Consider the following 25,429-nt stretch of genomic DNA (forward strand, 5'->3'; position numbering starts at 1 on the left):
GTATTGCCCGGCAGCGTCTCGTACGGTCAGCCCTGACTGTCACGAGAGGCGAGGCGAATGGACGATCAGAGCGGGCTCGTCGAGAAGACGGCCCAGCAGGTGGTGGAGGCGCACGATCCGCGCACCACCCCGACGCAGGAGTTCTTCGGGGCGGTCTACGACGCCGGGCTGTCGTGGGTGCACTTCCCGGTCGGGCTGGGCGGGCTGGGCGTCGCGCGCGGGTTGCAGGCGCGCGCCGACGCCATCCTGCAGGGCGCGGGCGCCCCCAACCCGATGTCGCTCAACCCGATCGGGCACGGGATGGCCGCGGCCACCGTGTTCGAGCACGGGCAGCCCGAGCTGGCCAGGGAGATCCTGCGCCCGCTCGCGAGCACCGAGCACATCTGGTGCCAGCTGTTCTCCGAACCGGGTGCGGGATCCGACCTCGCCGGGCTCGCCACGTCGGCGGTGCTCGACGGCGACGAGTGGGTGATCAACGGGCAGAAGGTCTGGACGACGCTGGCGCACGTCGCCCGCTACGCGCTGCTCATCGCGCGTACCGACCCCGACCAGCCCAAGCACAAGGGCCTCACGTACTTCGTGCTCGACATGCACGCCCCCGGTGTCGAGACGCGGCCGCTGCGGCAGATGACCGGGCAGGCCGAGTTCAACGAGGTCTACCTGTCCGATGCCCGCATCCCCGACAGCCACCGCCTCGGTGCCGTCGGCAACGGCTGGCGCGTCGCGATGACCACCCTGATGAACGAGCGCTCGGCCATCGGCGGCACGTCGTCGGTGCGGGGCAACGGCTCGATCGCCGACGCCGTGGAGCTGTGGGCGCGGCGGCCCGACCTGCACACGCCGGTGCTGCGCGACAAGCTCGCGACGCTGTGGACCCGCGCCGAGGCGCAGCGGCTCACCGACCAGCGCGCCCGTGTCGGCGCCACGTCCGGGCAGCCCGGCCCGGAGGGATCGATCGGCAAGCTGGTGATGGCCGAGCTGAACCAGGACGTCTACGAGTTCTGCATGGAACTGCTCGGCCCGGAGGCCACCCTCTACGGCGACTACACGCTGCGCGGCGTGGAACGCGTGGCGGACTACCGCGGCCCGGTGCAGCAGCGGTTCCTGCGCTCGCGCGCCAACACCATCGAGGGCGGCACGTCCGAGGTGCTGCGCAACATCCTCGGCGAGCGGATCCTCGGGCTGCCGGGCGATCTGCGTGCCGATTCCGGCAAGGCATGGAAGGACATCCCCCGTGGCTGAGTACGTCTTCACCGCCGAGCAGCAGGACCTGCGCGCGGCGGTCCGCAAGTTCGCCGCCGGAGCGCTGTCCGAGGCCACGGTCCGGACGCTGATGGAGACCGCGTCCGGCTACGACGCGGCCGTCTGGGCCCGGCTCGGTGGCGAGCTAGGCGTGCTCGGGCTCGCCGTGCCCGAGTCGCTCGGTGGCGCCGGCGGCGGGCTCGTCGACCAGGCCGTGGTGGCCGAGGAGTTCGGCACCGCGCTCGTGCCCGGTCCGGTGTTCGGCACCGTCGGGCTGGCGATCCCGGCGCTGGTGGAGCTGGGCGGCGACGAGGTGCTCGCCGACCTCGTCGAGGGCAACCGCACCGCGGCGTTCGCCGTCCCCGACCGGGCCGGGCGCTTCGACGCCGGGCTGGTCACCGTCACCGCGAGCGGCGGCGCGCTGACCGGCACCGTCACCCAGGTCGTCGACGGGTCTGCGGACGTGCTGCTCGTGGCCGCCACCGACAACGGCGTGCCGGGGCTCTACGCCACCGAGGGCGGCGAGCGGACGCCGCTGTCCACACTGGACCAGACGCGCCGGCAGGCCACGGTCGTGTTCGACGCCACCCCGGCCCGCCTGCTCGCCACCGGCGCCGACGCCGAGCGGGCGATCACCCACGCGCTGCGGGTCGGTGGCGCGCTGCTGGCCGCCGAGCAGGTGGGTGGCGCGCAGCGGCTGCTCGACACCACCGTCGCCTACGCGAAGACGCGCCTGCAGTTCGGCCGGCCGATCGGGTCGTTCCAGGCCGTCAAGCACCGGTGCGCCGACATGTTCGTGCGCGTGGAGCACGCCCGGTCCGCCGCCTACCACGCGGCGTGGGCACTGCAGGACGGCACCGACGATGCTGACCTTGCGGTCAGCATCGCCCAGGCCGTCTGCTCGGAGGCGTTCCAGAGCGTCGCCGCCGACACGGTGCAGATGCACGGCGGCATCGGCTTCACCTGGGAACACCCGACGCACCTGTACTTCAAGCGCGCCGTCACCGACGCGGCACTGCTCGGGAGCGCGGCCGCACACCGGGAACACATCGCCGCCGCGGCGCTCGACACGGCGGTGTCCAACGGGGTGATGGCCGTGGCCACCGGCTGAAACGGGCTGCGCCGGACGCGCGGCCGGGGCTAGCGTTGTCCGGTGGAATGCGCGTCCGGCCTGGTCGACGCCACCGTCGGCTACGGCCACGGGGCGCCGGTGCTGCGTGGCGTCACGCTGCTGACCCAGCCCGGTGAGGTGCTCGCCGTGGTCGGCCCGTCCGGTTCGGGCAAGACCACGGCGCTGCGTGCCGTTGCCGGGTTCGAGCGCCTGCGCGGTGGGCGGGCGCTCGTGGCGGGCCGCGACGTCACGGCGGTCACCACCCCCGAGCGCGATCTCGCGATGGTCTTCCAGGCCACCACGCTCGTGCCGTTCCTCGACGTCGCCGAGAACATGGCGATGTCGGTCCGGGCGCGCGGCACCGTCACCGCCGAGGAGGCCGACAGGCGCATCGACGATCGCGGCAGGCGGTTGCGGCTGGGGCGGTTGCTCACCCGCATGCCGCGCACGCTGTCGCCGGGGGAGAACGGGCTGGCCGGCATCGGGCGGGCGATGGTGCGCGTCCCGTCGGCGTTCCTGCTCGACGAGCCGCTGGCCCACCTCGACCCACCGGTGCGCATCCGCACCCGCCAGACCATCGTCGCGCTGGTGCGCCAGCTCGGGGCCGGCGCGCTGTACGTCACCCACGACCAGAGCGAGGCGATGGCCGTCGGGGATCGGCTCGCCGTGCTGCGCGACGGCGTCGTGGTGCAGGTGGACCGGCCGCGCACGGTCTACGAGTGCCCGGCCGACGTGTTCGTCGCCGGCTTCCTGGGTGAGCCCGCGATCGCGTTGCTGCCCGCGCGGCTGGTCACGGGCGGCGGTGACGCGGGCTACCGGATCGGCGTGCGGACGCTGCCGCTGTGGGGTCCGGCGCCCGCCGGGCTGCGCGACGGCGACCCGGTGCTGGTCGGGCTGCGCGCCGAGGACGTCCACGAGGCCGGCGCCGATGCCGACCCCGCCGCCGTCACGCTGCGCGCGGTGGTGCACGGCGTCGAGCCGCACGGCCACCACAGCGTGCTGAACGCGCGGCTGCAGGTGGCGGGGGAGGCCGACGGGGCGCGGCTCGCGGCGCGGTTGCCGTCGCACTCCCGGCTGCGCCCCGGTGACGTCGCGGAGCTGGTGGTCGATGCCCGCCGCGCCCACGTGTTCGACCCCGTCACGGGACGCGCACTGCTGCACCCGACCGCGCCGACCCCGTGACCACCGCGCCGACGTCGGGACGTCGGCGCCGTGGCCAGTGGATTGGCGCGGTCAGGGTTGCGGGGTGGTGGGTGCCCAGCGGAACCGCGTCCAGCCCTCGATCGGCTCGGCACCCAGCGACCGGTAGAAGGCCTGCGCGCCGTCGTTGGCGCGGGCCACGTCCCACTCGACGCGCCCGGTGGTGGCCGCGCGCAGCGCCATGAGCAGCTCGCGCCCCAGCCCGTGGCGGCGGTGCTCGGGTTCGACGTAGAGGTCCTCCAACCAGATGCCGCGGCGACCCGCCCAGGTGGAGAACGTGCGGTACCACAGCGCGCAGCCCGCCGGGACCGTCGAACCGGGTGGCGTGGCGATCAGGGCGTGGCCGATCGCGTGGTCGGCGAACAGGGTCTCGTGCAGCTCGGTCAGGTGCAACGCCACGGCGCCACCCTCGAGCTCGGCGTGGGCCTTGATCATCGCGCAGATCGCGTCGAGGTCGGCGGGTTCGGCAGGGCGGACGGGCATCAGCTCTCCTGGCGATCGTGGGCACCCGCGGCGGTGCGGGGCAGCCGGCCCTTGGCTACCCGTTCCGACGGGGTCAGCGGCAGCTCGGTGCGCAGCTCCCAGTAGCGCGGCACCTTGAAGGGGGCGAGCAGCTCGGCGCAGTGGGCGGCGAGCTCGCGCGGATGCACGTCGCCCGTCGCGACCACGTACGCCTTGACCTCCTCGCCGCGCAGCTCGTCGGGCACGGGCACGACCGCGGCGAGCCGCACCGCGGGATGGCGCGCCAGCACGTCCTCGACCTCGGCCGCGGAGATGTTCTCGCCGCTGCGCCGGATCATGTCCTTGAGCCGGCCCGCGTAGTGGACGAGCCCGGCGCCGTCGCGGTGCACGAGATCACCCGTGGCGAACCAGCCGTCGACGAACGGCGACGGCAGACCGTGGTAGCCGAGCATCATCCCGGGCCCGCGCAGCAGCATCTGGCCGGTCTCCCCGGCGGCCACGTCGTGCCCGCCAGCGTCCACGACGCGCACCTCCCGGTACGGCATGGGCCTGCCGATGCAGCCCGTGCCGACGGTGCGGTCGTGGTCGGCGGCGTCGACGCGCAGGTCGGCACCCGTCTCCGTCATGCCGAACGCCTCGGTCCACGGCACGCCCCAGCGCTGCTCGAGCGCGGCGTGCAGGGCGCGGGGGATCGCTGAGCACTGGACCGCGCGGACCTGGTGCATCCGGTCGAGCGGGTCGGGCGGCATCCGCAGCAGCAGCGTCGGCATCAGCCCCAGACAGTAGAAGTAGGTGACGGCGTGCTCGCGGACCGCGGCCCAGAACGTCGTCGGGTGGAAGCGGTCCAGCACCACCAGCCGGGCGCCGGCGTGCAGCGCGGTGGCGACGTTCCACTGGGGGTCGATGTAGGAGAACGGCTGGCAGGTCAGCAGCACGTCGTCGGCGCCGAGCCGCGGGTACCCGCTGACCATCCCCGCCGCCAGCTGCGTCCAGTAGCGGTGGGTGAGCAGGCAGCCCTTGGGCAGCCCGGTGGTGCCGGAGGTGTACTGGACGTTGAGCAGGTCGTCGGGGCCCGCCCCGTCCAGCGGCGGCCGGGCTCCGGCGGCCGGCAGGTCCTCGACGAGCAGGACGGGCACCCCGAGCGCCGTGGCGACCTCGCTGAACTCGCGGGCGGTGACGACCAGCCGGGTGCCGGAGTCGCGCACCAGGTGCCCGGCGTCATGGCTGCGGTAGGTGACGTTGACGGGCACCATGACCGCGCCGAGGCGGGCCAGCGCGAGCCAGGTCAGCGGGAAGTCGGGCACGTTGCGCAGCAGGACCGCCACCCGGTCACCGGCGCCGATGCCGTGCGCGGCGAGCACCGCGGCGCGGTCGGCCGTGCACCGTTCGACCTGCGTGAACGTGAGCCGAGCGGTGGCACCGTCGGTATCGACGAACGTCCACGCCTCCCGGTCGGGCCACCGCTGCGCGGCGCGGACGACGGCAGCCGCGAGGGTGCTCACCGGGCGAAGCCGGCGCGGGCCGCGGCGTCCTCACCGCTGTGCTCGGTGCGCAGTGCGGCGCCGACCTCGCGGTCGAAGGCGTCCTCGAGGGTGCCGTCGAGGCCGGCGTCGAGCAGTTCCTTGGCCAGCGCGAGCGCGAACGGGGGGCGCCCGGCCAGCTCGGTGGCCAGCGCCCGTGCCGTGGACTCGTGCTCGCCGGGCGCGGTGACGCGGGTGACGAGCCCCAGCGTCGCCCCTTCGGCCGCGCCGAACCGGGCCCCGAGCAGCACGAGCTCCTTCGCCTTGATCGGCCCGACGGTGAGCGTGAGCAGCCGGGAGATGCCCCCGGTGACGCTGAGCCCGACGCTGACCTCGGGGAACCCGAACTGGGCCGTCTCGTCGGCGACGACCAGGTCGCAGCCCAGCGCGAACTCGCAGCCCGCGCCGAGCGCGTAGCCGTGCACAGCGGCGATCACCGGGAACGGCGCCGCGCGCAGGGCCCGCGTGACGTCCTGGATGCGGTCGATGCGGGCGCGGGCCGCTGCCGGGTCGTGCGGCTGGGGTTCCTGCTTGAGGTCGTGGCCCGCGCAGAAGGCGGGGCCGTTGCCCGTGAGGACGAGCGCCCGGACGTCGGCCGCGCGCGCAGCGGCGAGCGCGGCGAGCAGATCCTCGACCAGTGCGGGGTCGACGGCGTTGAGCCGCTCCGGGCGGTTGAGCCGGATGGTGCCGATGGCGCCGTCGGCGGTGAACTCGGCGGTGCTGTTGCGGGGCTGCGGGGAGCTCACGAGCGTCAGGCTAACCGGGACGGCACCGCCGTACTGTCGATCCCGTGCGTTATGACGTGGTGATCGCAGGCGGCGGGCACAACGGCCTGGTGGCGGCCGCGTACCTGGCCCGGGCCGGCAAGCGGGTGCTGCTGCTGGAACGGCAGGAGCGGGTGGGTGGGCTCGCCGCCTCGGCCGCGGCGTTCCCCGGCGTGGACGCGCGGCTGTCGCGCTACTCCTACCTGGTGTCGCTGCTGCCGTCGGCAATCGTGGCGGACCTGGGGCTGCGCATCGAGCTGCGGCGCCGCACGGTGTCGGCGTACGCGCCGGTGGGCGACACGGGCCTGCTGATCGACCGGGACGACCCGGCCGGCACCGCCGCGTCGTTCGCGCGCATCGGGTCGCCGGATCGCGAGGCGTGGCACCGCTTCTACGCCATGACCGGCCGCGTCGCGCAGCGCGTCGCACCCACCCTGCTGCAACCGCTGGTGGACCGGGCCGCGATGCGCGCGCTCGTCGACGACGAGGCGGCGTGGCAGGCACTGTTCGAGCGGCCCGTCGGGGAGGCGCTCACCGAGCACTTCGCCAGCGACCTCGTGCGCGGCATCGTCGCCACCGACGCGTTGATCGGCACCTTCGCCGACCCGGACCGCGACCTGCTCGCCAACCGCTGCTTCCTCTACCACGTCATCGGCGACGGCACGGGGGACTGGAAGGTCCCGGTCGGCGGCATGGGTGCGGTGTCCGACGCGCTCGCGGCGGCGGCGCAGGCGGCCGGAGCGGAGATCCGCACGGGGTGCGAGGTGCGAGACGTCGACCCGTCGGGCGAGGTCACGTTCGTCGACACGGAGGGTGTCGAACACGCCGTCACCGGTGGGCACGTGCTCGTCAACATGCCGCCCCGCAACGGCCAGGAGGGCTGCCAGCTCAAGGTGAACATGGTGCTCTCCCGCCTGCCGCGGCTGAAGGACCCGGACGTCGACCCGCGGACGGCGTTCGTCGGGACGTTCCGCATCAACGAGAGCGCGACCCAGCTCGCGGCGGCGCACGAGCAGGCGGCGCGCGGGCAGATACCGGACCTGCCCCCGTCGGAGGTGTACTGCCACTCGCTCACCGACGGCTCCATACTCGGCCCGGACCTGCGCGCGAGCGGCGTGCACACGCTCACGCTGTTCGGCACCCACATGCCCGCCGCGCTCTTCGCGGATCCCGCGGCCACGGCGGTCGCGCTGGCGCGCACGCTGGCGTCGGTCAACAGCGTGCTGGCCGAGCCGATCGAGGACTGCCTGCTGCGCGCGCCGTCGGGGCAGGTGTGCCTGGAGGCGAAGACGCCGGTGGACCTCGACCGCGAGGCGGGCCTGCCCGGCGGCCACATCTTCCACGGCGACCTGCGCTGGCCGTGGGCCGAGGACGACCACGGCCCGTGGGGCGTCGAGACCGAGCACACCCGGGTGCTGGTGTGCGGCGCGAGCGCGCGTCGCGGTGGCGGGGTGAGCGGGATCCCCGGCCACAACGCGGCGATGGCGGTGCTGGGCGTTCAGCGCTAGCGGCGCTGGGCGTCGGGGTTGCTCGCAGCGAACGCGCACCCAGCCCGACGTCGCATGCCTGCACCCGTCCTCGCACGGTGTCCAACGTGTGCGAGGACCTGCCACGGTGTGCGAAGACCGCGCCTACGGCAGCTCCAGCATCCGCCGCACCGTCTCGATCACGGCCTCCCGGTGCACCGCCAGCCGCTCCACCGTGCTCGGGCCGTCGGCGGCGAGGCTGGCCAGCGCGGGGGAGGTGAGGAACCAGGTCGTCGCGAGTGCTTCGACGATCGCCAGCAGGTCGACCGGGTCGAACGTGGCGGGAAGCTTGCCGTCCTCACGCCGGGCGCGCAGGGCGATCACCTTGGTGCGGTAGAGGTCGAGGTCGGCGGCGGCGTGGGCGGGGCGTTCCAGCGAGCGCCACAGCGTGAGCCGCAGGATCTCCGGGTTCGCGACGAAGGCGTCGAACAGGCTGCCCGCGTATCCGGGCAGGTCGTCGGTGTGGACGGGGACAGCGGCGGCGAGGCGGGTGCGGGCCGCGGTGACCACCGTGTCGAACAGTTGCTGCTTGTTGCCGTAGTAGACGTAGATCAGCCTCTTGTTGGCTCCGGCCTCGGCGGCGATCCGGTCGACCCTGGCCCCGGCGACCCCGTAGCGGGCGAACTCGGCCTCGGCCGCGTCGAGCAGCCGTTTGCGGGTGGCGGTGGAGTCGGGTGGCACGGCGTGCAGCGTAGGTGTAACCACCTGGTTAGGTACAGTCGGCCGCATGCGGATCGCCTCGCTCCTGCCCGCCGCCACGGAGATCGCGGCCGCCGTCGGGCTCGTGGACGACCTCGTCGCCGTCACCTTCGAGTGCGACCATCCGGCCGGCATCCGCGACCGCGTGCCGGTCGTCGTCGACACCGCGCTGCCGCCGGGCCTGCCACCGGGGGAGATCGACGCCGTCGTGCGCGACCGGGTCGCGCGCGGCCTGCCGATGTACGAGGTTGACGCCGCGGCGCTGGCCGCGCTGGCGCCGGACCTGATCCTCACCCAGGACCTCTGCCGGGTCTGCGCGCTCCCGGCCGGCACGGTGGCCGACGCGCTCGCGGTGATCGGCTGCGACGCGGACGTGCTCTCGATCGACCCGCACACCGTCGCCGACGTGCTGGCCGCGATCGCGGAGGTCGGGCGCCGCGGCGGCACGGAGCGGGCCGCCGACCTCGTGGCGGAACTGGAGACCCGGCTGGCCGCGGTGCGCGCCGCCGTCACCGGGCGCCCGCGCCCCCGCGTGCTGACGCTGGAGTGGACCGACCCGCCCTTCCTCGCCGGGCACTGGGTGCCCGAGCTGGTGCGCCGGGCCGGGGGCGAGCCGGTGGGCGGGAGCGAGGGCGGCCGCTCGGTCACCGCCACCTGGGACGCGCTCGCCGCGCTGCCCGTCGACGTCGTGCTGGTGGCGTCGTGCGGTTTCGGGCTCGCCGACGCCGTCGCGCAGGCCGAGGCCGTGCGGCAGCTGCTGCCCGCCGATGCGGTGGTGGCCATCGACTCCGCCGCCTACGTCGTGCGCGCCGGGCCGCGGCTGGTCGACGGGATCGAGGCGCTGGCGTGGGCGCTGCACCCCGACGCCGTGCCCGTACCTCCACCGGGTCGAGTTGTTCACCTGCCGTGACGGCGCGCGGTGCCTGCGCTTTGCCGGCCGGTCACCGCCGTCCTACGATTTTCGCCTGGAAGGGCTCGGCAAGGACGGTGATCATCATGGTGGTGGAGAACGCGGTACCGATCACGCCGTGGGAGCGGGTCACGCGCACGGCACGGGCGTTGGTGCACCAGTTCGGGCCGGTGGTCGGCATCGGTCGCAGTGCGCTCTACGGCCACGAGGTGTGGCGCTCGGCGGTCGCGGAGGGTGCGGGCGTCGGTGTGGTGGTCGTGCCCGGTTTCGGTGGGATCGACGCCAGCATGGGCGTGCTGTGCCGCTGGCTCGAACGCCGCGGCTACGCCACCACCGGTGCCGGGCTCGGGATGAACATGGGCTGCACCGAGGCGCTGGTGGAGCGACTGGTCCGCCGCGTCGACGAGCACGCCCGCGCCACCGGCGGCCCGGTCGTCCTGCTCGGGCACAGCCGCGGCGGGATGTTGTGCCGGCTGGTGGCGGTGCAGCGCCCCGATCTGGTGCGGGCGCTGGTGACGCTCGGCAGCCCCGTGCTCAACCCGCTCGACGTCAAGGGACTGGCGTCCGTCGCGCTCCCGTGGGTGCTGCGTGCCTCGGCACTCGGCGTCCCGGGCCTGGCCGACCGTGCGTGCGTCGAGGGGCCGTGCCGCGACAGCACGGCGGCCGGACTGGCGGCCGCATTGGTGATGCCGGCACTCGCCTTCTACTCGCGCGTCGACGGGGTGGTCGGCTGGGAGTCCTGCCGCGATCCGCACGCCGACTGGGTGGAGGTCAGCAGCAGCCACACCGGGCTCGGCATCGACCCCGATGTCTTCGCGGCGTTGGCCCCCAGGCTGGCCGTCTGGGCGGCCGAACGTCACGATTCCGACACGTCTGACACCACGGATGCCGCCTGACCTGCGCCGATTCTGGACTCCACCGAGCTTGATCGGCAGAAGCACGGTAGAGTCACATGGGTCAGCTGCCCATCCCCCCGGTTGGGCGTGCGAGACGAACAAGGGAGTCACGGACACATGGGCTGGACCGGAAACCCTTCTACCACCGACGACAACGGGCACTTCGCAGCAGCGCAGGAGTCCCTCGCGGTGAGCAATGATGTACAGAATCGCAAGGCCGTCCGGGTTGTCGCCGGACGTTGCATCGACGCGGCGGATTGTGCGGAGATGCTCGCCATGCTGGGTCTCGACGCCGAGCAGGCGCTGAGCGTCCGTTAGTTGTTCGACCAGTAGTTCAGGTGGTGGCCAGCGCCGGGGCGGGCTCCCGCGCCGCCCGGCGGTGGTGCACCACCACACTGATCGTCAGCCAGAACAGCGGTACCGCAGGCCAGAACCACGGTGCCGGACCCGGAGCAGTCGGCCCCAGCGCCCACCGCGCCAGCATCGCCACCGCGATCACCGCCACGACGGCGGCATGCACCGCGAGTCTCCGCCGCGCCGCTGCGGTCAGCTCACCGCGTCCGCGTCGCACCGGCGCCGCCGCGGGTTCGGGTCGCGGCAGGTCAGCGGTCAGCACCATGAGGTCCTCGCGCGTTCGGGCGGCGTAGGCGGTCGCCTGCCGCTCGTCGGTCTCCTCCAGCGTGAGCCGTCCCTCGGTCGCGGCGTCACGCAGCGTCGTCGCCACCGCTTCGCGCTCGGTGTCGGACACGCGCAGGTGCGATTCGTGGATCGTCATCTCGGTCACCCTCGATCGTCGGTGGTCTCGATCTCCGATGCTGGTGGCTGCGCTCCGCGTCGCGCATCGGCGTGGGGAAGGCCGGTCTCGTCGGTCGCCGGGCGCAGCAGCCGCGTGCCGGCTGCGCCCGCCGTGGTAGGTCACCTGCGCCCGGCGGGCGACGCCGGACGGACGCGGGCTGGTTACCGTTGTCCCGTGCCGACAGCCCAGCGACCGTCGTGGTGGGGTGGCGTGCTGCCCACCGTGATCCTGCCGCTGGGTGTCGCCGCCATCTTGGCGGGCGGCACGGGGTTCGCCAGGCTGCACCAGACCGGGGCGCGCCCGCTCGACCTGCTCGCCGTGGTGCTCGTGGCGATCGGCCCGATCGTGCTGGTGGTGCGCCGCCGCCACCCCCCGGCGACGCTCGCGGTGGCCGTGCTCGCGCTGATCGCCTACCTCGCGTTCGGCTACCCCTTCGGACCGATCTTCGTCGCCTCGCTGGTGGCGCTGTTCTCCGCGATCGCGGCCGGGCACCGGGTCGCGGCCTACTCGATCGCCGGGGTGGGGCTCGCCGCGCTGGCGATCGTCTTCCTGGTCCGCTATCCCGGCGACGAGGCCGCGTTGACCGGGCTGGCACTGTGGCTGTCGGTGCTCACCGCGCTGAGCCTGGCCGCGGAGGGCTGGCGGATGCGCGGTGAGCGCGTGGCGCAGGCCCGCGCGGCCCGCGCCGAGATCGAGCGCCGTCGCGGCAGCGAGGAGCGGCTGCGCATCGCGCAGGAGCTGCACGACGTGCTCGGCCACCACGTCTCGCTGATCAACGTGCAGGCCGGCGTGGCGCTCTACCTCATGGACGACGACCCGGAGCAGGCCCGCACCGCGCTCACCGCGATCAAGCAGTCGAGCAAGGACCTGCTGCGCGAGATGCGTGCCACCCTCGGGGTGCTGCGCGGGGTGGACGAGGCGCCGCCGCACCACCCGGTGCCCGGGCTCGGCAGGCTCGACGCGCTGGTCGCCGACACGCGCGCCGCCGGCCTGCCCGTCGAGGTCGAGGTCGTCGGTGCGTCGCGGGAGCTGCCGCCCAGCGTCGACCTCGCGGCGTACCGGATCGTGCAGGAGGCGCTCACCAACACCCGTCGCCACGCCGGTCCGGCGCGCGCCGAGGTGCGGGTGACCTATGACGAGAGCGAGCTGACCGTGCAGGTCGACGACACCGGTTCCGGTTCTTCCGATGGCGGCAGTGTTGTTCAAGGGAACGGGATCCCCGGGATGCGTGAGCGCGCCCGCGCGCTGGGCGGCTCGCTCACCGCCGGTCCGCATCCCGACGGCGGGTACCGGGTGCTCGCGCACCTGCCGGTGTCGCCGATCGGGTGGTCTTCGTGATCAAGGTGCTGCTCGCCGACGACCAGGCGCTGGTGCGGGCCGGGTTCCGCGCGCTGCTGCGCCCGCAGCCCGACATGGAGGTGGTGGGCGAGGCCGAGGACGGCGCGGCCGCGGTGAAGCTGGCCCGCGAGGCGCTGCCCGACGTGGTGCTGATGGACATCCGGATGCCCGGCACCGACGGGCTCGCGGCCACCCGCACGATCGCCGCGGAACCCGCGCTCGCGGGGGTGCGGGTGATCGTGCTGACCACCTTCACCGACGACTCCTACGTGTTCGACGCCGTCCGGTTCGGGGCGAGCGGGTTCCTGGTGAAGGACATCGAGCCCGCGGAGCTGGTGCACGCGATCCGGGTGGTGCACCGCGGCGACGCACTGCTCGCTCCCGTCGTCACGCGCGCGCTGATCGAGGAGTTCGCCACGCGCACCCGCGACGTCCAGCCCGACCGGCGGTTGCGCACGCTGCTCGACTCGCTGACCGAGCGGGAGCGCGAGGTCGTCACCCACGTCGCCGCGGGCCGCACGAACGACGAGATCGCGCAGGAGCTCTACGTCAGCCCGGCCACGGCGAAGACGCACGTGAGCCGCGCGATGATCAAGCTGGGTGCCCGGGACCGCGCCCAGCTGGTGGTGATGGCCTACGAGAGCGGCATGGTCCGCCCGGGCTGGGCGGGCTGAGGGGGCGCAGGATGGGGGCATGACGCAGGAAACCGCGCCTGACGAGCGGCAAGACGAGTGGCAGGTCGATGCCGTCGACGTCGACGCCTACCTGGATCTGATCGGCCACCCGCGGAACGTGCCCCCCTCGCTGGAGTCGCTCACCTCGCTGCACGAGGCGCACGTGCTCACCGTCCCGTTCGAGAACGTCGACGTCGTGCTCGGCCAGCACCCCGGCGTCGCGCTCGACTCGATCGTCGCGAAGCTCGTCGACCAGCGCCGGGGTGGCTACTGCTTCGAGAACGCGCTGCTGTTCGCGGCCGTGCTGGAACGCCTGGGTTTCACGGTCTCGCGACGGATGTCGCGGGTGCAGCCGTGGCGGCCCGGCCCGGCCACGCACATGGCGCTCGTGGTGCCCGTCGACGGGCAGGAGCACCTCGTCGACGTCGGGTTCGGGTCCGGGCTGCTGCGCCCGATGCCCTTGCGCGACGGCGCCGAGGCCGACCAGGCCGGCTGGCGGCACCGCATCACCCGCGACGGCCTGCTGTGGACGCTGTCGGTGCAGACCACCCGGGGTTGGACCGCGCTGCACTCACTGAGCCCGCTCCCGCAGCACCAGGTCGACTACGAGATGGCCCACCACTACGTCGCGACGTACCCGAAGTCGCCGTTCACCGGGCAGCTCGTGGTGATGCGGCTGGCGCCGGGTGTGCGCCGCCGGTTGGTGGGCTGGACGCACACCGTCGAGCACCCCGACGGCTCCCGCGACGAGCGGCCGGTCACCCCCGACGAGCTGGGCGCGGTGCTGGCCGAGCTGGGCGTGCACCTCGCCACCGACCGCGTCAACGAGCTCGTGCGCAGGCTGACCTGAGCCGTCAGGAGCGGGCGGCCGCGGCGGCGTAGGCGTCCGACTGGGCGTGGGTGACCCCGTCACCCAGCAGGAACAGGTGGTGGAAGATCGGTGCCGTCGCCGCCACCAGCACCGCCGTCGGGTCGGTACCGGCCGGCACCTCACCCCTGGCGACGGCCCGCTGCACCACCACCGCGCAGCGCGCGTAGCGATCGGCCCAGAACGCGCGCAGCGCCGCGGCGGGCGGCGGGGACCGGAAGGACGCGGCCAGCACGGCTCCCGTCAACGGTGCCGTGTCGAGCACCTCCCGGTTGAGAGCCGCCAGGTCACCGGCGAGCGAGCCGGTGTCGGGCGGTGCCCAGTCGTCGTCCGCGGCGTCGGCGAGTGCGTCCACGAGCAGCCCGCCCACGTCGGTCCAGCGCCGGTAGAGCGTGCTGCGGTGCACACCCGCCCGCGCGGCCACCCCGTCGACCGTCAGCCCGTCGACACCGTGCTCGACCAGCTCGCCGAGCACGGCCTCGAGCACCTCGGCCCGCACCCGGGCCGAGCGGCCGCCGGGCCGGGCGCTCACGCAGCTGCCCAGCGCTGCGTGACGCCGATGTCGGTGAGCAGCCGCTCGTCGTGGCCGGCCACGATCAGCGCGCCGCGGTACCCGGCCAGCGCGTCCACGAGCTGCTCGATCCCGGCGAGGTCGAGGTTGTTGGTGGGCTCGTCGAGCACCGTGACGGCCGGCGGGTCCACGAGCAGCCCGACCAGCGCCGTCGGGCCGGCCGCTCACCGCGCCAACCCCGTAGCCACCGCGCCAATGTCGTGACGTCGGCGCCGTGGCCAAACCGTTGGCGCCGTCGGGGTCGGGGCCGCGTCCGCGTCAGGGTCGCGCGGAGGGCGGGGCGAGCAGGTTCGACTCCAGGTCGGCGGCCAGGAACGGCGGTGCGGCCGCCACCGGCTCCCCGACGAGCGCGGCCACGGCCAGTGCGGCCACGTCGATACCGGTTCGAGCGCGCAGCGTGTGGAACGGCGGGATCGGGGACCAGTCGGTGACGATGGTCGAGCCACCCCGCTGCTGCCAGCAGTCGACCTGGCCCAGGCGCAGGTCGGATGTTGCGGCGACGCCGCGGGCGAGCTCCGCGGTGGCCGCCGACACGGCCACCTGGCGCCAGCCACCGCCGTCCTGCTCGGCGCAGGCCGCGACGATGGTGTCGTCGACGATCCAGCAGGCGCCCCGGCGTCCGTCCGGTGGGAGGTCTACACGGGTCGGGAGCGCGGCGACCAGCCGCCGATCCTGTGCCCGCACCGGGTTGTAGAGCCTGCTGTCGCGATCCCAGCAGTCGAACACCGCGAGCAGCAGCCCCTGCTCCTCGCGGGCGGCGAGGTGGCGGCCCGACCAGGTGAGCGGGAGCTGGCGCTCCAGCGCAGCGGGACCGGGCAGGCCGAGGCCACTCGTGGCCGTCCGGTTGATCACGATGTCGGGCGCGTCCCCGTTCCCGTCGATGCGGACGGCGCCTGCCGGCTCGGCGCACGCGTCGAGCGTCGGCCGGGTGAACCGCACGTCGAGCAGGCGGGCGCGCCAGCCGTGGCGGCGGAAGGCGGCGGCGAGCAGTGCCGCGCCGGGGTCGTCGCCCTCGAGGACGAACAGCACCTCAGGCACCGGCGGCCACCAGCCGATCGGCGAGCCGGGCGGTGATGGGCAGGCCGGTCCGGTTCTCGATGCCGAGGAACATCGGTGACGGGTTGGCGTCGAGGACCGTGAGCAGGCCGTCGACGCCGCGCTTGATGTCGATGCCGGTGAAGACGAGGCCCAGCGCGACGGCAACGGCGCGGCTGAGCGCGGCCAGCTCGTCGTCGGCGGCGATGGCGATCACGTCGTCCTCCTTGCCGCGGTAGTCCAGTGCCTCGGTCTTGATGTGGGTGGCGGCGACGACCTCGCCGTCGACCACGTAGATGCGCAGGTCGTCGCCGCGGACCCGTTCCTGGAACAGTGCCGGTGCGGTGCGCAGGCCCGCCAGGTCGGTGTCGGTGAGCCGCGCCGGGTCGACGGCCACGCACTCGCCGCCGCCCGCGATCGGCTTGGTCACCGTCTCCCCGACCGTGTCGACGAACTCCCGAACGGCCTCGGGCCGGTCGGTGACCAGGCACCGCGGGGTGCGGATGCCCGCGGCGCGCAACCGCAGGTCGGCAGCGGGTTTGCTGCGGTGGAACCAGGTGGCGTCCACCGAGTTGACCATGAGCGTGCCGCTCGACTCGAGCCCGGCGTGCACGGAGCGGGCGTGCAGGTGCGACCGGCGGCCCCGCTCCGTGGTGGCGAGCCAGCCGGCGAGCTCCCGGTGGTCGACGACGCTCTCGCGATGGACGGGGACCGGCACCGCGACCGCACGGACGTAGGCCGCCGCGAGCCGCACCTCCGCGCCGTCGTGGTCGAGGAGCCGACCGTCCTGCCAGCGCCAGCGACCGAACTCCGGGAGCATCGTGTCGATCAGCCGCACCGTCGCGCCGCGGTCGGCCGCGTGGCGGGCGACCGCGGCGGCGTGCGGATCAGTGGCGCGACCGATGACCCCGACCGCCGCCGTGCTCGCTGAAGCCGTCACAGTGCCGCGTCACCCCAATCGCCACCGGTGGGCGCCTCGTGGCCGTGCCCGGCATCCGCGGCAGCATAGTGCGAGCCGTCGTGGTGGTCGTCGTGGTGGGACTGCTCCTGCTGGTGCGGCTCCTCGGGCGCCGGCTCCACGTGGTGCTGGTGCAGCTGCGAGAGGTCGATGCTGTCGAGCGTGGGCTCGTCGGGGCCGTAGTAGGTGCCCAGCGGAGCGGGGTCGACGTAGTGCGCCACCGGCGCGGCGGGGGTGTGCCCGTGGCCGAAGTCCTCGGAGTCCTTGGGCGCACCGGTGTTGTGCGGCCCGTTGTCGATGGTGCCGTGCCCCGCGTCCTGGACGGTCTGCGGTTCCTTGTGCACGACGATCGGTGCGTGGGGGTCGTCGCCCTCTTCGCCGAGTGCGTTGGTGGTGACATCGCCTGCGGGGTGGTGGGGGGTCTCGTCGCCTTCCTCGCCGACGAAGTGCGAGGTGATGACGGGTCCGGGGATGTGCTGGTCGTCGCCCTCCTCGCCGAGCGCGTTCGTGGTGACGACGGGCCCGGGGTCGTGGTGCCACGGGTCGTCGCCCTCCTCACCGAACGCGAAGGTGGTGGGGTCGTGCGGGCTGTGCTCGTCACCGGGGCCGGGGTCGTTCGGGATCCGTCCCGGGTCGTCGCCCTCCTCACCCAGCAGCAGCGTGGTGGGGTCGTGGGGGATCGGCTGGTGCGGGTCGTCGCCCTCCTCGCCGAAGGCGAAGGTGGTGGGGTCGTGCGGGCCGGGGTCGTTGGCGGGGCCGGGGTCGTTGGGGATGGGGTCGTGCGGGACGCGCGCCGGGTCGATGATCGGCGGGGACTCGTGTCCCCACGGGTCGTCACCCTCCTCTCCGAGCAGCAGGGTGGTGGCGCCACCGCCGTCGATGGGGCCGTTGCCGGGTCCCGGATCGACGATCGGGATGACGACGGGCTGGTGCGACGCACGCGGGTCGTCCCCCTCCTCGCCGAACGCGTTCGTGGTCACCTCGTCCGCTGAGCCCCTCATCGACTTCTCCCTCACATCCGCGGATCACCGAGTCGGCGATCTCGTTCTGTTGGACCCGGATGTCCGGGTTCTGCCTGCGGATCAGCATCGCGGAACTCCGGCCGCCTGCCACTGGACCGCGGGCCAGGTTCGTCGACGGAACGGACAGCAAGTCCTTACCAAAACGTCAGTGTGGGCGTCACCCGCACAGGTGATCTTGGTGTGACCGCGACGATCACGGGATAGCCACTGGTCAACCGTGGTGAGACCACCTCGGGGCAACTGTTCAGGGAGGCAGGACACCGTGTGGGAGAACATCCAGAGGGCGCTGGCGGACGGCGTGGCCGTCGTGGCGACATTCGTGCCGAAGCTGTTGCTGTTCGTGGTGATCATGCTGGTGGGATGGCTGATCGCGAAGGCGCTGCGCAAGGTCGTCTCGGTGGTGCTCACGAAGGTCGGGTTCGACCGGCTCGTCGAGCGCGGTGGCATCGGGCAGGCGCTGGCCCGCTCGTCCTATGACGCCGGTGGCCTGATCGCGGCGCTCGTCTACTACGCGATCCTGCTGATCACGCTGCAGATCGCCTTCGGGGCGTTCGGCAGCAACCCGGTCAGTGACCTGCTCGCCGGCATCGTCGCCTACCTGCCGCGGATCATCGTCGCGATCGTCATCGTGGTGATCGCCGCGGCCATCGCCAACGCGGTGCGCGACTTCGTGACCGGGGCCATGGGCGGGCTGTCCTACGGGCGGGTCGTCGCGAACATCGCCTCGATCTTCATCATCGGACTCGGTGTCATCGCGGCGCTGAGCCAGGTCGGGATCGCCATCGAGGTGACCCTGCCGGTGCTGATCACCGTGCTCGCGACGGTCGGCGGGATCCTCGTCGTCGGCGTCGGTGGTGGGCTCATCGGGCCGATGCGCCAGCGCTGGGAGAAGGTGCTGACGAAGGCCGAGCAGGAGGCGCCTGCGGCGCGGGCCGCGGCGAACACGGCGGCTGCGAACGGCACGGCGGGCTCGAATGGGATGGTCACGGAGCCGATGGCGCCCGCGGGCAACGGCCACGGCGCCTACGCGCCGGGAGGGACGAACCGGGCCTGACCCGGGCCTGGCCCTGCGGCGCTCGCGTTGCAGGAAAGCCACTTTCCCGCAACGACATTGCGGGAAAGTGGCTTTCCTGCCATTCGGGAAAGGGCGCGGGCGCCTCAGGAGCGCCGGTTCACCCGCAGCTCGAAGACCCCGGGCACGTGCCACTCCGACGACCGCATGACCGGCACCCCGACGCCGGAGAAGTCGATCTGCTCGATCCGCTGCAACGGGGCACCGGCCGGCACGGCCAGCAGCTCGGCGAGCCGGTCGTCGGCGACCACCGGCGTCAGCACCGCCGACGCCGTGCGCACGGGCGAGCCCACCGATGCGAGCAGCGCGTAGAGCGACGACGACAGCAACCGCTCCGGGACGTCGGCGAGCACCGTCTCGGCGACGCGGTCGAGCGAGTACACCACCGGTCGCTCGTCGGCCGTGCGGAGCCGCTCGATCTCCCGCACCGCGGCGCCCGGCGCCAGCTCGAGGTCGTCGGACTCCTCGGTGGTGGCCGGGCGCGACCGCGTGGACAGCAGCCGCAGCCCGGGTTCCATCCCGGCCTGGCGGATCATCTCCAGGTAGCTCATGGTGGCGTTGAGCGCGTGGCGCCGCGTCGGCATCGACGTGACGTACGTGCCGCTGCCATGGCGGCGCAGCAGGTAACCGCCCTCGACGAGCGCACCCACGGCCTCTCGGACGGTGGCCCGGCTGACCTGGAAGCGCTCGGCGAGCAACTGCTCGTTGGGCAGCTTGCTGCCGATCGGGGCGGTGCCGGCGAGCAGGTCGTTCAGCAGACCGTCCCGCACGTGCTCCAAGCGGCTGTTCCCCGCGGACATCGAGCTGGTGACCCTTCGTCGGATGTGGACACACCTGGCACTTTGATCGAGACTGTGACGGTACCGGCCCGGTCACACCGCGTCGGCCACCGCCAGCACCGCGGCCACCTGCGCCGCGACGTCGGGCGCGCCGGGGAACGCCCCGTCGAAGATCGCGCTGCCGATCGTGAACCCCCAGGCGCCCGCCGCGGCCAGCGTGCGGATCTGGGACTCCGCCACCACCGATCCCGCCGCGATGACCGGGCCCGCGGACGCGGCGACGACCGCGGCGGTGAGCGCCGCGATGTCGGCGTCGGCGTGGCGGTAGGCGAGCAGGTCGACGCCGCCGACGCCGTCGAGCGCGGTCAGCTGCGCGGCGCTCGCGGCGATCTCCGCGACCGAGCCCTCCAGCACGCTCGGGTGCCCGACGACCCGGCCGGGGAACGGGCAGTACCGGATGCCGGTGCCTCGCAGCAGCGGCAGCGCCGCGTCCGGGTGGGTGCCGCCGAGCACCCAGTCGACGCCCGCCGCGACCGCGGCCGTCACCGATGCGATCTCGGCCTCGCGGCTGACCGACACCACCTCGAGCATGGTTTCGAACCCGGCGGCGTGCGCGGCGGCGTTGATCTCCTTCTGCCGCTGCGGCGTCGCCCCGACGTCCTTGAACCCGAGGTAGCGCAGGCCCGTGCCGGTGAGCCGCTCGACGTGCTCGACGGCGTCGGGCACCGTCGCATCGCCGTGGGTCAGCATGAGGATGAAGTTGATCAACGTGCGTGACTTCCTGTGTGGGGAATGACCTCGGCCAGCGTCGGGACGACGAAGTCGGGTGGGGCGGGGGCGCCGGCGACGTCCTCGATGCGGGTGGCGCCCGACAGCACCAGTACCCCGGCCATGCCGAGGCACTGGCCCATCGCGACGTCGGTGGCGAGGCGGTCGCCCACCATCGCGGCGTGCTCGGGCGCGACGCCGAGCCGCTCCAGGATCGCCGCGCCCATGTGCGTGCTGGGCTTGCCGACCACGGCCTCCGCGGCCCGTCCGGTGCAGGCCTCCACCGCGGCGAGCATCGCGGCGCAGTCGGGCAGCCCGCCGTCGGCGGTGGGGCAGTACGGGTCGGGGTTGGTCGCCACGATCACCGCACCCCGGCGCACCGCGCGGTAGGCCGCGAGGAGCTTGGCGTAGTCGAAGGTCCGGTCGAACGACACGACGACGACGGTGGCCGCGTCGGGCTCGGTCACCACGGCGAACCCCGCCCGCCGGCACACCTCGCCCACCAGCGGCTCGGCCACCATGAGCAGCCGCGCGCCCGGATGCGTGCGCGTCAGGTAGCGCACCAGCGAGTCCAGCGCCGTCACCACGTCCTCGACGCGGGCCTCGACGCCCAACGCGGTCAGCTTCGCCGCGTAGGTGGCCGCCGTCGCGAGCGGCTTGTTGGTGGCGAAGACGATCCGCGCGCCGTGTCCGCGCAGTGCCCGGATCGTCTCGGCGGCCCCGGGCAGGAGCGCGTCGTCGAGGTAGACGGTGCCGTCGAGGTCGAGCCCGTAGCCGTCGTAGATCCGGTCCGGGCGATGCAGCACCGCCGGCCCGGTCATCCTGGTGGGCCCTGGGTCGCGGCGACGATCTCGGCGATGACGACCGGGTTCCACAGCCCGATGACCTCGGCGAGGTCCACCACGGTGAACCGGTCGCGCAGCAGGTGGCAGTGTGTGAGGGCCCAGGTGGCCGTGGCGGCGTCGGGTGCGGGATCGAGCTCGGCGAACCGGCTGGCCCCGCCCGCGCAGCGCAGCGTGGTGGCGATCGTCTCGGGCGTCGCGAGCAGGGCACCGACCGCGCGGTCGCGCTGCGCCCAGGTGTCGCACAGCTGTTGCAGCCGCTCGCGGTTGTCGTTGATCCACAGGAGCTTGCGCCGGTAGGCGGCCCAGCACTCCGCCGCGGTGTCGCCGTGGGCGTCCAGGCCGCCGAACGCGCCGTACACGCGGTCCTGCAGTTGCTGCTCGTCCAGCGGCAGCACCGTGACGCTGCCCAGCGCGAGCCGGGCGCGGACCCGCTCCCAGACCGCGGCAGCGACGACGCTCGCGGCGCCGACCTGCGACCCGTGGGACGCGGCCGCGACGCCGTGCGCCCCGGCGTGCATCTCCAGCAGGTGGCTGATCGTGTGCTCGGTGCCCGACGACGGTGCGGTGCGCCCGGCCAGGCCCATGGCCAGCCCGCCGCGGGTCAGTGCCGCGGCGAGCGCGAGCACGGCGGCGGGGGAGCCGAGTGCGAGGTCCCCGGCCGCGGCCATGACCTCGGCGGAGCCCTTGCGCAGGATCTCGACGACCGTGGGGGAGTAGGACGTGTCGAACCCGGTGGCGGTGGCGAGGTACCAGTCGGCGCCCGCGGTGAACATCGACAGCTGGTCGCCGAGCCCGGCCGCGGTCATCGACGGCGGAGCCGCGGCGAGGACGCCGGGGTCGATCACCACCGAGTCCGGCCAGCGGCTGGGGGTGGTCCGCTTCGCGCCGTTGAGCAGCAGCACCGACTGGTCGTCGGCGAAGCCGTTGACGCTCGCCGCGGTCTGCACGACGACGTGCTTGAGCCCGAGGCGGTGCGCCGCGACCTTCCCGATGTCGGTCAGCGTGCCGGAGCCGACGGTGACGAGGCAGGGGGCGTCGAGCGCCGCCACGCGGCTGACGGCGTACCGGACGGTCTCGGCGTCGGCGTGCACGGCGCCGGTGTGCGGAGCCAGCACGACGAGGCCGGGTCGGAAGCGCGCGTCGAGGGCCGCGACGACGACGTCGAGGACGTCGGCTCCGCCCTCGTAGCTCTTCGGGGTCGGGTCGGTCAGCACCGCGACGGCACTGCCGTCGGGCACGCCGAGCCGCCACAGCGCGTCGGCCACCGCACGGACGGCCGCCGGGCCGGTGACCACCTCCCGCAGCAGGATGGGCTGCAGCGGCTCCGGTGCGGTGCGGGCGATCGAGCGGATGCGTTCCAGGGTGTCGATGGTCAGCTGGCTGCTGGTGGTCACGCGAGTGCTCCTTCGACGCCGTCGAACAACGCCCGGTAACGGTGGTGGGCGTCGTCGTAGAGCGCCCGGGTGCCCGGATCGGGGTGGTGGGTGGTGCCGTCGAGCGGCACGCAGTGGGCGACGGCCTCGTCGAGATCGCCGAACGTGCCGATGGCGACGGCGGCGAGCAGCGCGGCGCCGAGCACGGTGGCCTCGGGGACGTCCACGCCGCGCACCGGCCGGCCCGTGATGTCGGCCTTCGCCTGCATCCAGGTGCTGCTGCGCCGGCCGCCGCCGACGACCCGGATCTCGCCGCTGCCCAGTCCGAGCGCGGTGAACCGGTCGGTGATGTCGCGCAGCGCGAAGCAGCAGCCCTCGACGACGGCGCGGGCCATCTCCTCCCGGCCGTGCGCCATCGACAGTCCGGCGAAGACGCCCCGCATGCGACCGTTCCAGCGCGGCGCCATCGAACCCGACAGTGCGGGCACGAACAGCAGGCCGTCGCTGCCGGCAGGCGCCTTCCCGGCGAGGTCCAGCACGTCACCCTGGCTCACCCCGAACACGTTGCGCGCCAACCACAGCGTGCTGCCGCCGGACACGAAACCCGGGTTCTCGGCGAGGTAGCGGCCGGGTACGGCGTGGGCGTGGCACTCGACCAGGCCGCCGTCGTCGAGGACGGGGGCCTCGGCGCACACCGCGACGGGCTCTGCGGTGCCGGTGACGTCGGCGATCGGGCCCGGTGCGACGACCCCGGCGCCGATCGCGCCGGCGTGGTCGTCACCGGTGCCGACGAGCACGCGGCAGCGGGTGGTCAGGCCGAGCTCGGCCGCGGCGCGCGGGGTCAGCGTGCCCACCACGTCGGTGGCCTCGTGGATGGCGCCGAGCATCGCGGCGCTCAGCCCGGCGGCCGCGAGCAGCTCGCCCGACCACGACCGCGTGGTGACATCGTAGAGCAGGCTCGACGAGGCGTTGGCGTGGTCCAGTGCCAGCACGCCGGTGAGGTGGTGCAGCAGGTAGCCGGCCACCGGTGGGAACGCGACCGCGTGCCGCGCGACCGCGGAGTTGTTGGCGCGCAACCAGAGGATCTTCGGCGCCGTGTGCGACGGGTCGGGCACCAGCCCCGTGATGGCGAACAGCCGGGCCGGGCCGACCGCGTCGCGCAGCCGCGCGGTCTCGGCCTCGGCGCGGCGGTCGAGCCAGATGATCGCCGGGGCCTGCGGGGTGCCCGCGGCGTCGATCGCGACGACGCCGTCGACCTGGCACGCCAGGCTCAGCGCGGTGACCTCGCTCGCGGCGACCCCGGACCCGGCCACGAGGCACCGCACCACCGACGCCACGGCCGCCGTCCAGTGCGCGGGGTCCTGCTCGGCCTCCCCGGCGCGGGGGTGGGTGATCCGCAGCTCGGCCGTCGCCGACGCGCATGTCTTGCCTGCGGGGTCGAGCAGCACGCCCTTGACGCTCTGCGACCCGACGTCGACGCCGATGACGTGCGGCATCAGGTGCCGCCGTTGCCGATGGTGCTGCCGGTGCCGACGGTGCTGTCGGCCTCTGCTTCGCCGGTGGCCAGCACCGATCCCGCGATGGCCAGCACCGCGGGGCGGCGCCTGCCGAGCCAGAACGCGACGGCGGTGACCACGACGACCCACGCGATGATCGCGTACAGGAACGACTCGTACGGCTGGGTGCCGTTGAGCAGGATCTGGCCCACGAGCAGTGCCGTCATGAGCACGATGGCCAGCGCCGGCAGCACCAGGTGCGGCAGCGGTCGGAAGCCGGGCCGCTTGCGCAGGAACCGGATGGCCGCGAGGTTGGTCAGCACGTACACCGGCAGGATGCCCAGCGTCAGCAGGAACCCGAGGTAGCCGTAGACGTTGCTGCCGCCGACGGGGTCGTCGAGTCCACCGGCCAGCGCACCGACGAGCAGGGCCGCCGCGACCGAGAAGGCACCCTGGGTGAACACGGCGTTGGTCGGCGTGCGGCGCTTGGGGTTGATGTGGGAGAACCAGGTCGGGAGCATGTTCTCGCGGCCCATCGCGAAGAAGATCCGGATGATCCCGTTGTTGCTGTTGACCATCACCGCGAACATGCTCGACACCGACGCCAGGATGATGAACAGCTTCAGCCAGGGCGCGTAGCGGGCGGCGAGGTCGTTCCACGGGGTGGTGGCGCCCGTGAGCTGGTTGGTGGCCGTGATCCCCAGCCCGTTGACCTCGGCCCAGATGCAGAACACGTAGATCAGGCCGACGATGATCACCGAGAGCAGGACCGCGCGGGGGACGGTGCGCCGCGGCGTCCGGACCTCCTCGCTCAGCGTCGCGGCACCCTCGAAGCCGACGAAGCTCAGCGCCGCGAACACGAACCCCGTGGTGATGCCGCTCCAGCCGTTGGGGGAGGCCGCGGGGGTGAGCGGCGCGAGCGTCAGTCCGTCGGCGCCGCCGCTGGCCACCACGATGATCGAGATCGTCATCACGACCACCACCTCGGCGACGAAGAGGATCATCGCGACCTTGATGCTGGAGCTGATGCCGTGGTAAGCCAGCAGGATCATCAGGACGGCAGGCACCAGGCCGACCAGCCACCACGGCACGTGGATGCCGAGCTCGTCGTTGAGCGTCTGCTGCAGGTAGCTGCCGATCAGGCCGATCTCGGCGGGCGGCAGCAGCGCGTAGGCCACGAACATCAGCCCACCCGTCACGAAGCCGGAGCGCGGACCGAGTCCCCGGGTGACGTAGGTGTAGAACGCGCCCGCGCTCGGCAGCCTGGCGGCCATCGCCATCACGCCGCTCGCGGTGATCAGCATCGCGACCAGGCAGATGAAGTAGACGAACGGGGTGGCGGCGCCGGAGAACGGCGTGGAGAACTGGGGGTTGAAGAACGTCGACACCGCCGGACCCATGATCGCGGCCGACATGACGACGGCGCCGCCGAGCCCCAGCGCGTTGGCGCGCAGGGTGGGGGTGGTGGGCGTCGGCAGTTCTTTGCTGGTGGTCATCGGACTCC

At 73.6% G+C, this 25,429-nt stretch carries 27 protein-coding genes; 11 read left to right on the forward strand and 16 right to left on the reverse strand.

All coding sequences use genetic code 11. From position 1 onward, the window contains the following. The first annotated feature begins 57 nt into the window (after window positions 1-57). Genes ACFPFQ_RS13125 through ACFPFQ_RS13135 form a run of 3 tightly spaced genes read left to right on the forward strand, consistent with a single transcriptional unit; the run spans window position 58 to window position 3,535 of the window. Window positions 58-1,242: an acyl-CoA dehydrogenase family protein gene (locus ACFPFQ_RS13125; protein WP_379618317.1), complete on the forward strand. Its 1,185-nt coding sequence runs from the start codon at window positions 58-60 to the stop codon at window positions 1,240-1,242. Continuing rightward, on the forward strand, window positions 1,235-2,353 hold the full coding sequence (locus ACFPFQ_RS13130) for an acyl-CoA dehydrogenase family protein (RefSeq protein ID WP_379618319.1): 1,119 nt from the start codon (window positions 1,235-1,237) through the stop codon (window positions 2,351-2,353). Before ACFPFQ_RS13125 ends, ACFPFQ_RS13130 begins: the two co-directional genes overlap by 8 nt. A gap of 42 nt (window positions 2,354-2,395) precedes the next feature. Continuing rightward, the gene (locus ACFPFQ_RS13135; protein WP_379618321.1) at window positions 2,396-3,535 is read left to right on the forward strand and encodes an ABC transporter ATP-binding protein; all 1,140 of its coding nucleotides are present in this window, start codon (window positions 2,396-2,398) and stop codon (window positions 3,533-3,535) included. Window positions 3,536-3,586: 51 nt separating this feature from the next. Here the strand turns inward: ACFPFQ_RS13135 and ACFPFQ_RS13140 are convergent, their stop codons facing one another. The 3 genes from ACFPFQ_RS13140 to ACFPFQ_RS13150 are packed head-to-tail and all read right to left on the reverse strand — an operon-like array spanning window position 3,587 to window position 6,281. Then, window positions 3,587-4,036: a GNAT family N-acetyltransferase gene (locus ACFPFQ_RS13140; protein ID WP_379618323.1), complete on the reverse strand. Its 450-nt coding sequence runs from the start codon at window positions 4,034-4,036 to the stop codon at window positions 3,587-3,589. After that, window positions 4,036-5,517: an AMP-binding protein gene (locus ACFPFQ_RS13145; RefSeq protein ID WP_379618325.1), complete on the reverse strand. Its 1,482-nt coding sequence runs from the start codon at window positions 5,515-5,517 to the stop codon at window positions 4,036-4,038. The genes ACFPFQ_RS13140 and ACFPFQ_RS13145 overlap by 1 nt, the downstream gene beginning before the upstream one ends. After that, entirely contained in the window at window positions 5,514-6,281 is a 768-nt protein-coding gene (locus tag ACFPFQ_RS13150; protein ID WP_379618327.1) for an enoyl-CoA hydratase/isomerase family protein, read from the reverse strand. Before ACFPFQ_RS13150 ends, ACFPFQ_RS13145 begins: the two co-directional genes overlap by 4 nt. A 44-nt stretch (window positions 6,282-6,325) precedes the next feature. On the opposite strand from ACFPFQ_RS13150, the gene ACFPFQ_RS13155 reads away from it, so the two are divergent. Further along, a complete protein-coding gene (locus ACFPFQ_RS13155; RefSeq protein WP_379618329.1) occupies window positions 6,326-7,807 on the forward strand; it encodes a phytoene desaturase family protein in 1,482 nt (493 codons plus the stop codon). Between the two features lie 123 nt (window positions 7,808-7,930). Here ACFPFQ_RS13155 and ACFPFQ_RS13160 read toward each other — a convergent pair whose 3' ends face one another. Beyond that, complete coding sequence (locus ACFPFQ_RS13160) at window positions 7,931-8,506, reverse strand: TetR family transcriptional regulator (RefSeq protein WP_379618331.1); 576 nt, start codon at window positions 8,504-8,506, stop codon at window positions 7,931-7,933. Between the two features lie 46 nt (window positions 8,507-8,552). On the opposite strand from ACFPFQ_RS13160, the gene ACFPFQ_RS13165 reads away from it, so the two are divergent. From ACFPFQ_RS13165 to ACFPFQ_RS13175, 3 genes are all read left to right on the forward strand, one after another. After that, a complete protein-coding gene (locus tag ACFPFQ_RS13165) occupies window positions 8,553-9,434 on the forward strand; it encodes an ABC transporter substrate-binding protein (protein ID WP_379618333.1) in 882 nt (293 codons plus the stop codon). Between the two features lie 86 nt (window positions 9,435-9,520). Further along, entirely contained in the window at window positions 9,521-10,330 is an 810-nt protein-coding gene (locus ACFPFQ_RS13170; protein ID WP_379618335.1) for an esterase/lipase family protein, read from the forward strand. A 117-nt stretch (window positions 10,331-10,447) separates the two neighbouring features. Continuing rightward, on the forward strand, window positions 10,448-10,648 hold the full coding sequence (locus tag ACFPFQ_RS13175; protein WP_379618337.1) for a hypothetical protein: 201 nt from the start codon (window positions 10,448-10,450) through the stop codon (window positions 10,646-10,648). A 16-nt stretch (window positions 10,649-10,664) separates the two neighbouring features. Here ACFPFQ_RS13175 and ACFPFQ_RS13180 read toward each other — a convergent pair whose 3' ends face one another. Further along, window positions 10,665-11,105, reverse strand: coding sequence for a DUF1707 SHOCT-like domain-containing protein (locus tag ACFPFQ_RS13180; protein WP_379618339.1), 441 nt, complete (start codon window positions 11,103-11,105; stop codon window positions 10,665-10,667). A gap of 195 nt (window positions 11,106-11,300) precedes the next feature. On the opposite strand from ACFPFQ_RS13180, the gene ACFPFQ_RS13185 reads away from it, so the two are divergent. The 3 genes from ACFPFQ_RS13185 to ACFPFQ_RS13195 are packed head-to-tail and all read left to right on the forward strand — an operon-like array spanning window position 11,301 to window position 13,988. Further along, on the forward strand, window positions 11,301-12,464 hold the full coding sequence (locus ACFPFQ_RS13185) for a histidine kinase (RefSeq protein ID WP_379618341.1): 1,164 nt from the start codon (window positions 11,301-11,303) through the stop codon (window positions 12,462-12,464). After that, window positions 12,461-13,138, forward strand: a complete 678-nt coding sequence (locus tag ACFPFQ_RS13190; protein ID WP_379618343.1) for a response regulator transcription factor — start codon at window positions 12,461-12,463, stop codon at window positions 13,136-13,138. Before ACFPFQ_RS13185 ends, ACFPFQ_RS13190 begins: the two co-directional genes overlap by 4 nt. Window positions 13,139-13,157: 19 nt before the next feature. Continuing rightward, window positions 13,158-13,988 carry an arylamine N-acetyltransferase family protein gene (locus ACFPFQ_RS13195; RefSeq protein WP_379618345.1) on the forward strand — a complete coding sequence of 277 codons (831 nt, stop codon included), beginning with the start codon at window positions 13,158-13,160 and terminating at the stop codon, window positions 13,986-13,988. Window positions 13,989-13,992: 4 nt separating this feature from the next. Here ACFPFQ_RS13195 and ACFPFQ_RS13200 read toward each other — a convergent pair whose 3' ends face one another. From ACFPFQ_RS13200 to ACFPFQ_RS13220, 5 genes are all read right to left on the reverse strand, one after another. Then, entirely contained in the window at window positions 13,993-14,538 is a 546-nt protein-coding gene (locus tag ACFPFQ_RS13200) for a TetR/AcrR family transcriptional regulator (RefSeq protein WP_379618347.1), read from the reverse strand. Continuing rightward, complete coding sequence (locus ACFPFQ_RS13205) at window positions 14,535-14,708, reverse strand: hypothetical protein (RefSeq protein ID WP_379618349.1); 174 nt, start codon at window positions 14,706-14,708, stop codon at window positions 14,535-14,537. Before ACFPFQ_RS13205 ends, ACFPFQ_RS13200 begins: the two co-directional genes overlap by 4 nt. Window positions 14,709-14,835: 127 nt before the next feature. Beyond that, window positions 14,836-15,615, reverse strand: coding sequence for a hypothetical protein (locus ACFPFQ_RS13210; protein WP_379618351.1), 780 nt, complete (start codon window positions 15,613-15,615; stop codon window positions 14,836-14,838). Then, on the reverse strand, window positions 15,608-16,552 hold the full coding sequence (locus tag ACFPFQ_RS13215) for an ATP-grasp domain-containing protein (RefSeq protein ID WP_379618353.1): 945 nt from the start codon (window positions 16,550-16,552) through the stop codon (window positions 15,608-15,610). Before ACFPFQ_RS13215 ends, ACFPFQ_RS13210 begins: the two co-directional genes overlap by 8 nt. Continuing rightward, window positions 16,549-17,571, reverse strand: a complete 1,023-nt coding sequence (locus tag ACFPFQ_RS13220; protein WP_379618355.1) for a hypothetical protein — start codon at window positions 17,569-17,571, stop codon at window positions 16,549-16,551. Before ACFPFQ_RS13220 ends, ACFPFQ_RS13215 begins: the two co-directional genes overlap by 4 nt. A gap of 283 nt (window positions 17,572-17,854) precedes the next feature. Here ACFPFQ_RS13220 and ACFPFQ_RS13225 point away from each other — a divergent pair, with 283 nt between their 5' ends. Next, window positions 17,855-18,646 carry a mechanosensitive ion channel family protein gene (locus ACFPFQ_RS13225; RefSeq protein ID WP_379618357.1) on the forward strand — a complete coding sequence of 264 codons (792 nt, stop codon included), beginning with the start codon at window positions 17,855-17,857 and terminating at the stop codon, window positions 18,644-18,646. A gap of 104 nt (window positions 18,647-18,750) precedes the next feature. On the opposite strand, the gene ACFPFQ_RS13230 is transcribed toward ACFPFQ_RS13225, so the two are convergent. The 6 genes from ACFPFQ_RS13230 to ACFPFQ_RS13255 all read right to left on the reverse strand — a co-directional run bounded on the left by ACFPFQ_RS13230 (window position 18,751) and on the right by ACFPFQ_RS13255 (window position 25,421). Then, window positions 18,751-19,464 carry a GntR family transcriptional regulator gene (locus ACFPFQ_RS13230; protein WP_379618359.1) on the reverse strand — a complete coding sequence of 238 codons (714 nt, stop codon included), beginning with the start codon at window positions 19,462-19,464 and terminating at the stop codon, window positions 18,751-18,753. Window positions 19,465-19,536: 72 nt separating this feature from the next. Beyond that, window positions 19,537-20,211, reverse strand: a complete 675-nt coding sequence (locus ACFPFQ_RS13235; RefSeq protein WP_379618361.1) for a hypothetical protein — start codon at window positions 20,209-20,211, stop codon at window positions 19,537-19,539. After that, the gene (locus tag ACFPFQ_RS13240; RefSeq protein WP_379618363.1) at window positions 20,208-21,032 is read right to left on the reverse strand and encodes an HAD-IIA family hydrolase; all 825 of its coding nucleotides are present in this window, start codon (window positions 21,030-21,032) and stop codon (window positions 20,208-20,210) included. Before ACFPFQ_RS13240 ends, ACFPFQ_RS13235 begins: the two co-directional genes overlap by 4 nt. Then, window positions 21,029-22,450 carry an iron-containing alcohol dehydrogenase gene (locus ACFPFQ_RS13245; RefSeq protein WP_379618365.1) on the reverse strand — a complete coding sequence of 474 codons (1,422 nt, stop codon included), beginning with the start codon at window positions 22,448-22,450 and terminating at the stop codon, window positions 21,029-21,031. Before ACFPFQ_RS13245 ends, ACFPFQ_RS13240 begins: the two co-directional genes overlap by 4 nt. Next, entirely contained in the window at window positions 22,447-23,925 is a 1,479-nt protein-coding gene (locus tag ACFPFQ_RS13250) for a xylulokinase (RefSeq protein WP_379618367.1), read from the reverse strand. The genes ACFPFQ_RS13245 and ACFPFQ_RS13250 overlap by 4 nt, the downstream gene beginning before the upstream one ends. Further along, window positions 23,925-25,421, reverse strand: coding sequence for an APC family permease (locus ACFPFQ_RS13255; RefSeq protein ID WP_379618369.1), 1,497 nt, complete (start codon window positions 25,419-25,421; stop codon window positions 23,925-23,927). The genes ACFPFQ_RS13250 and ACFPFQ_RS13255 overlap by 1 nt, the downstream gene beginning before the upstream one ends. Window positions 25,422-25,429: the final 8 nt, after the last annotated feature.

This window comes from Pseudonocardia sp. GCM10023141 (assembly GCF_042653605.1).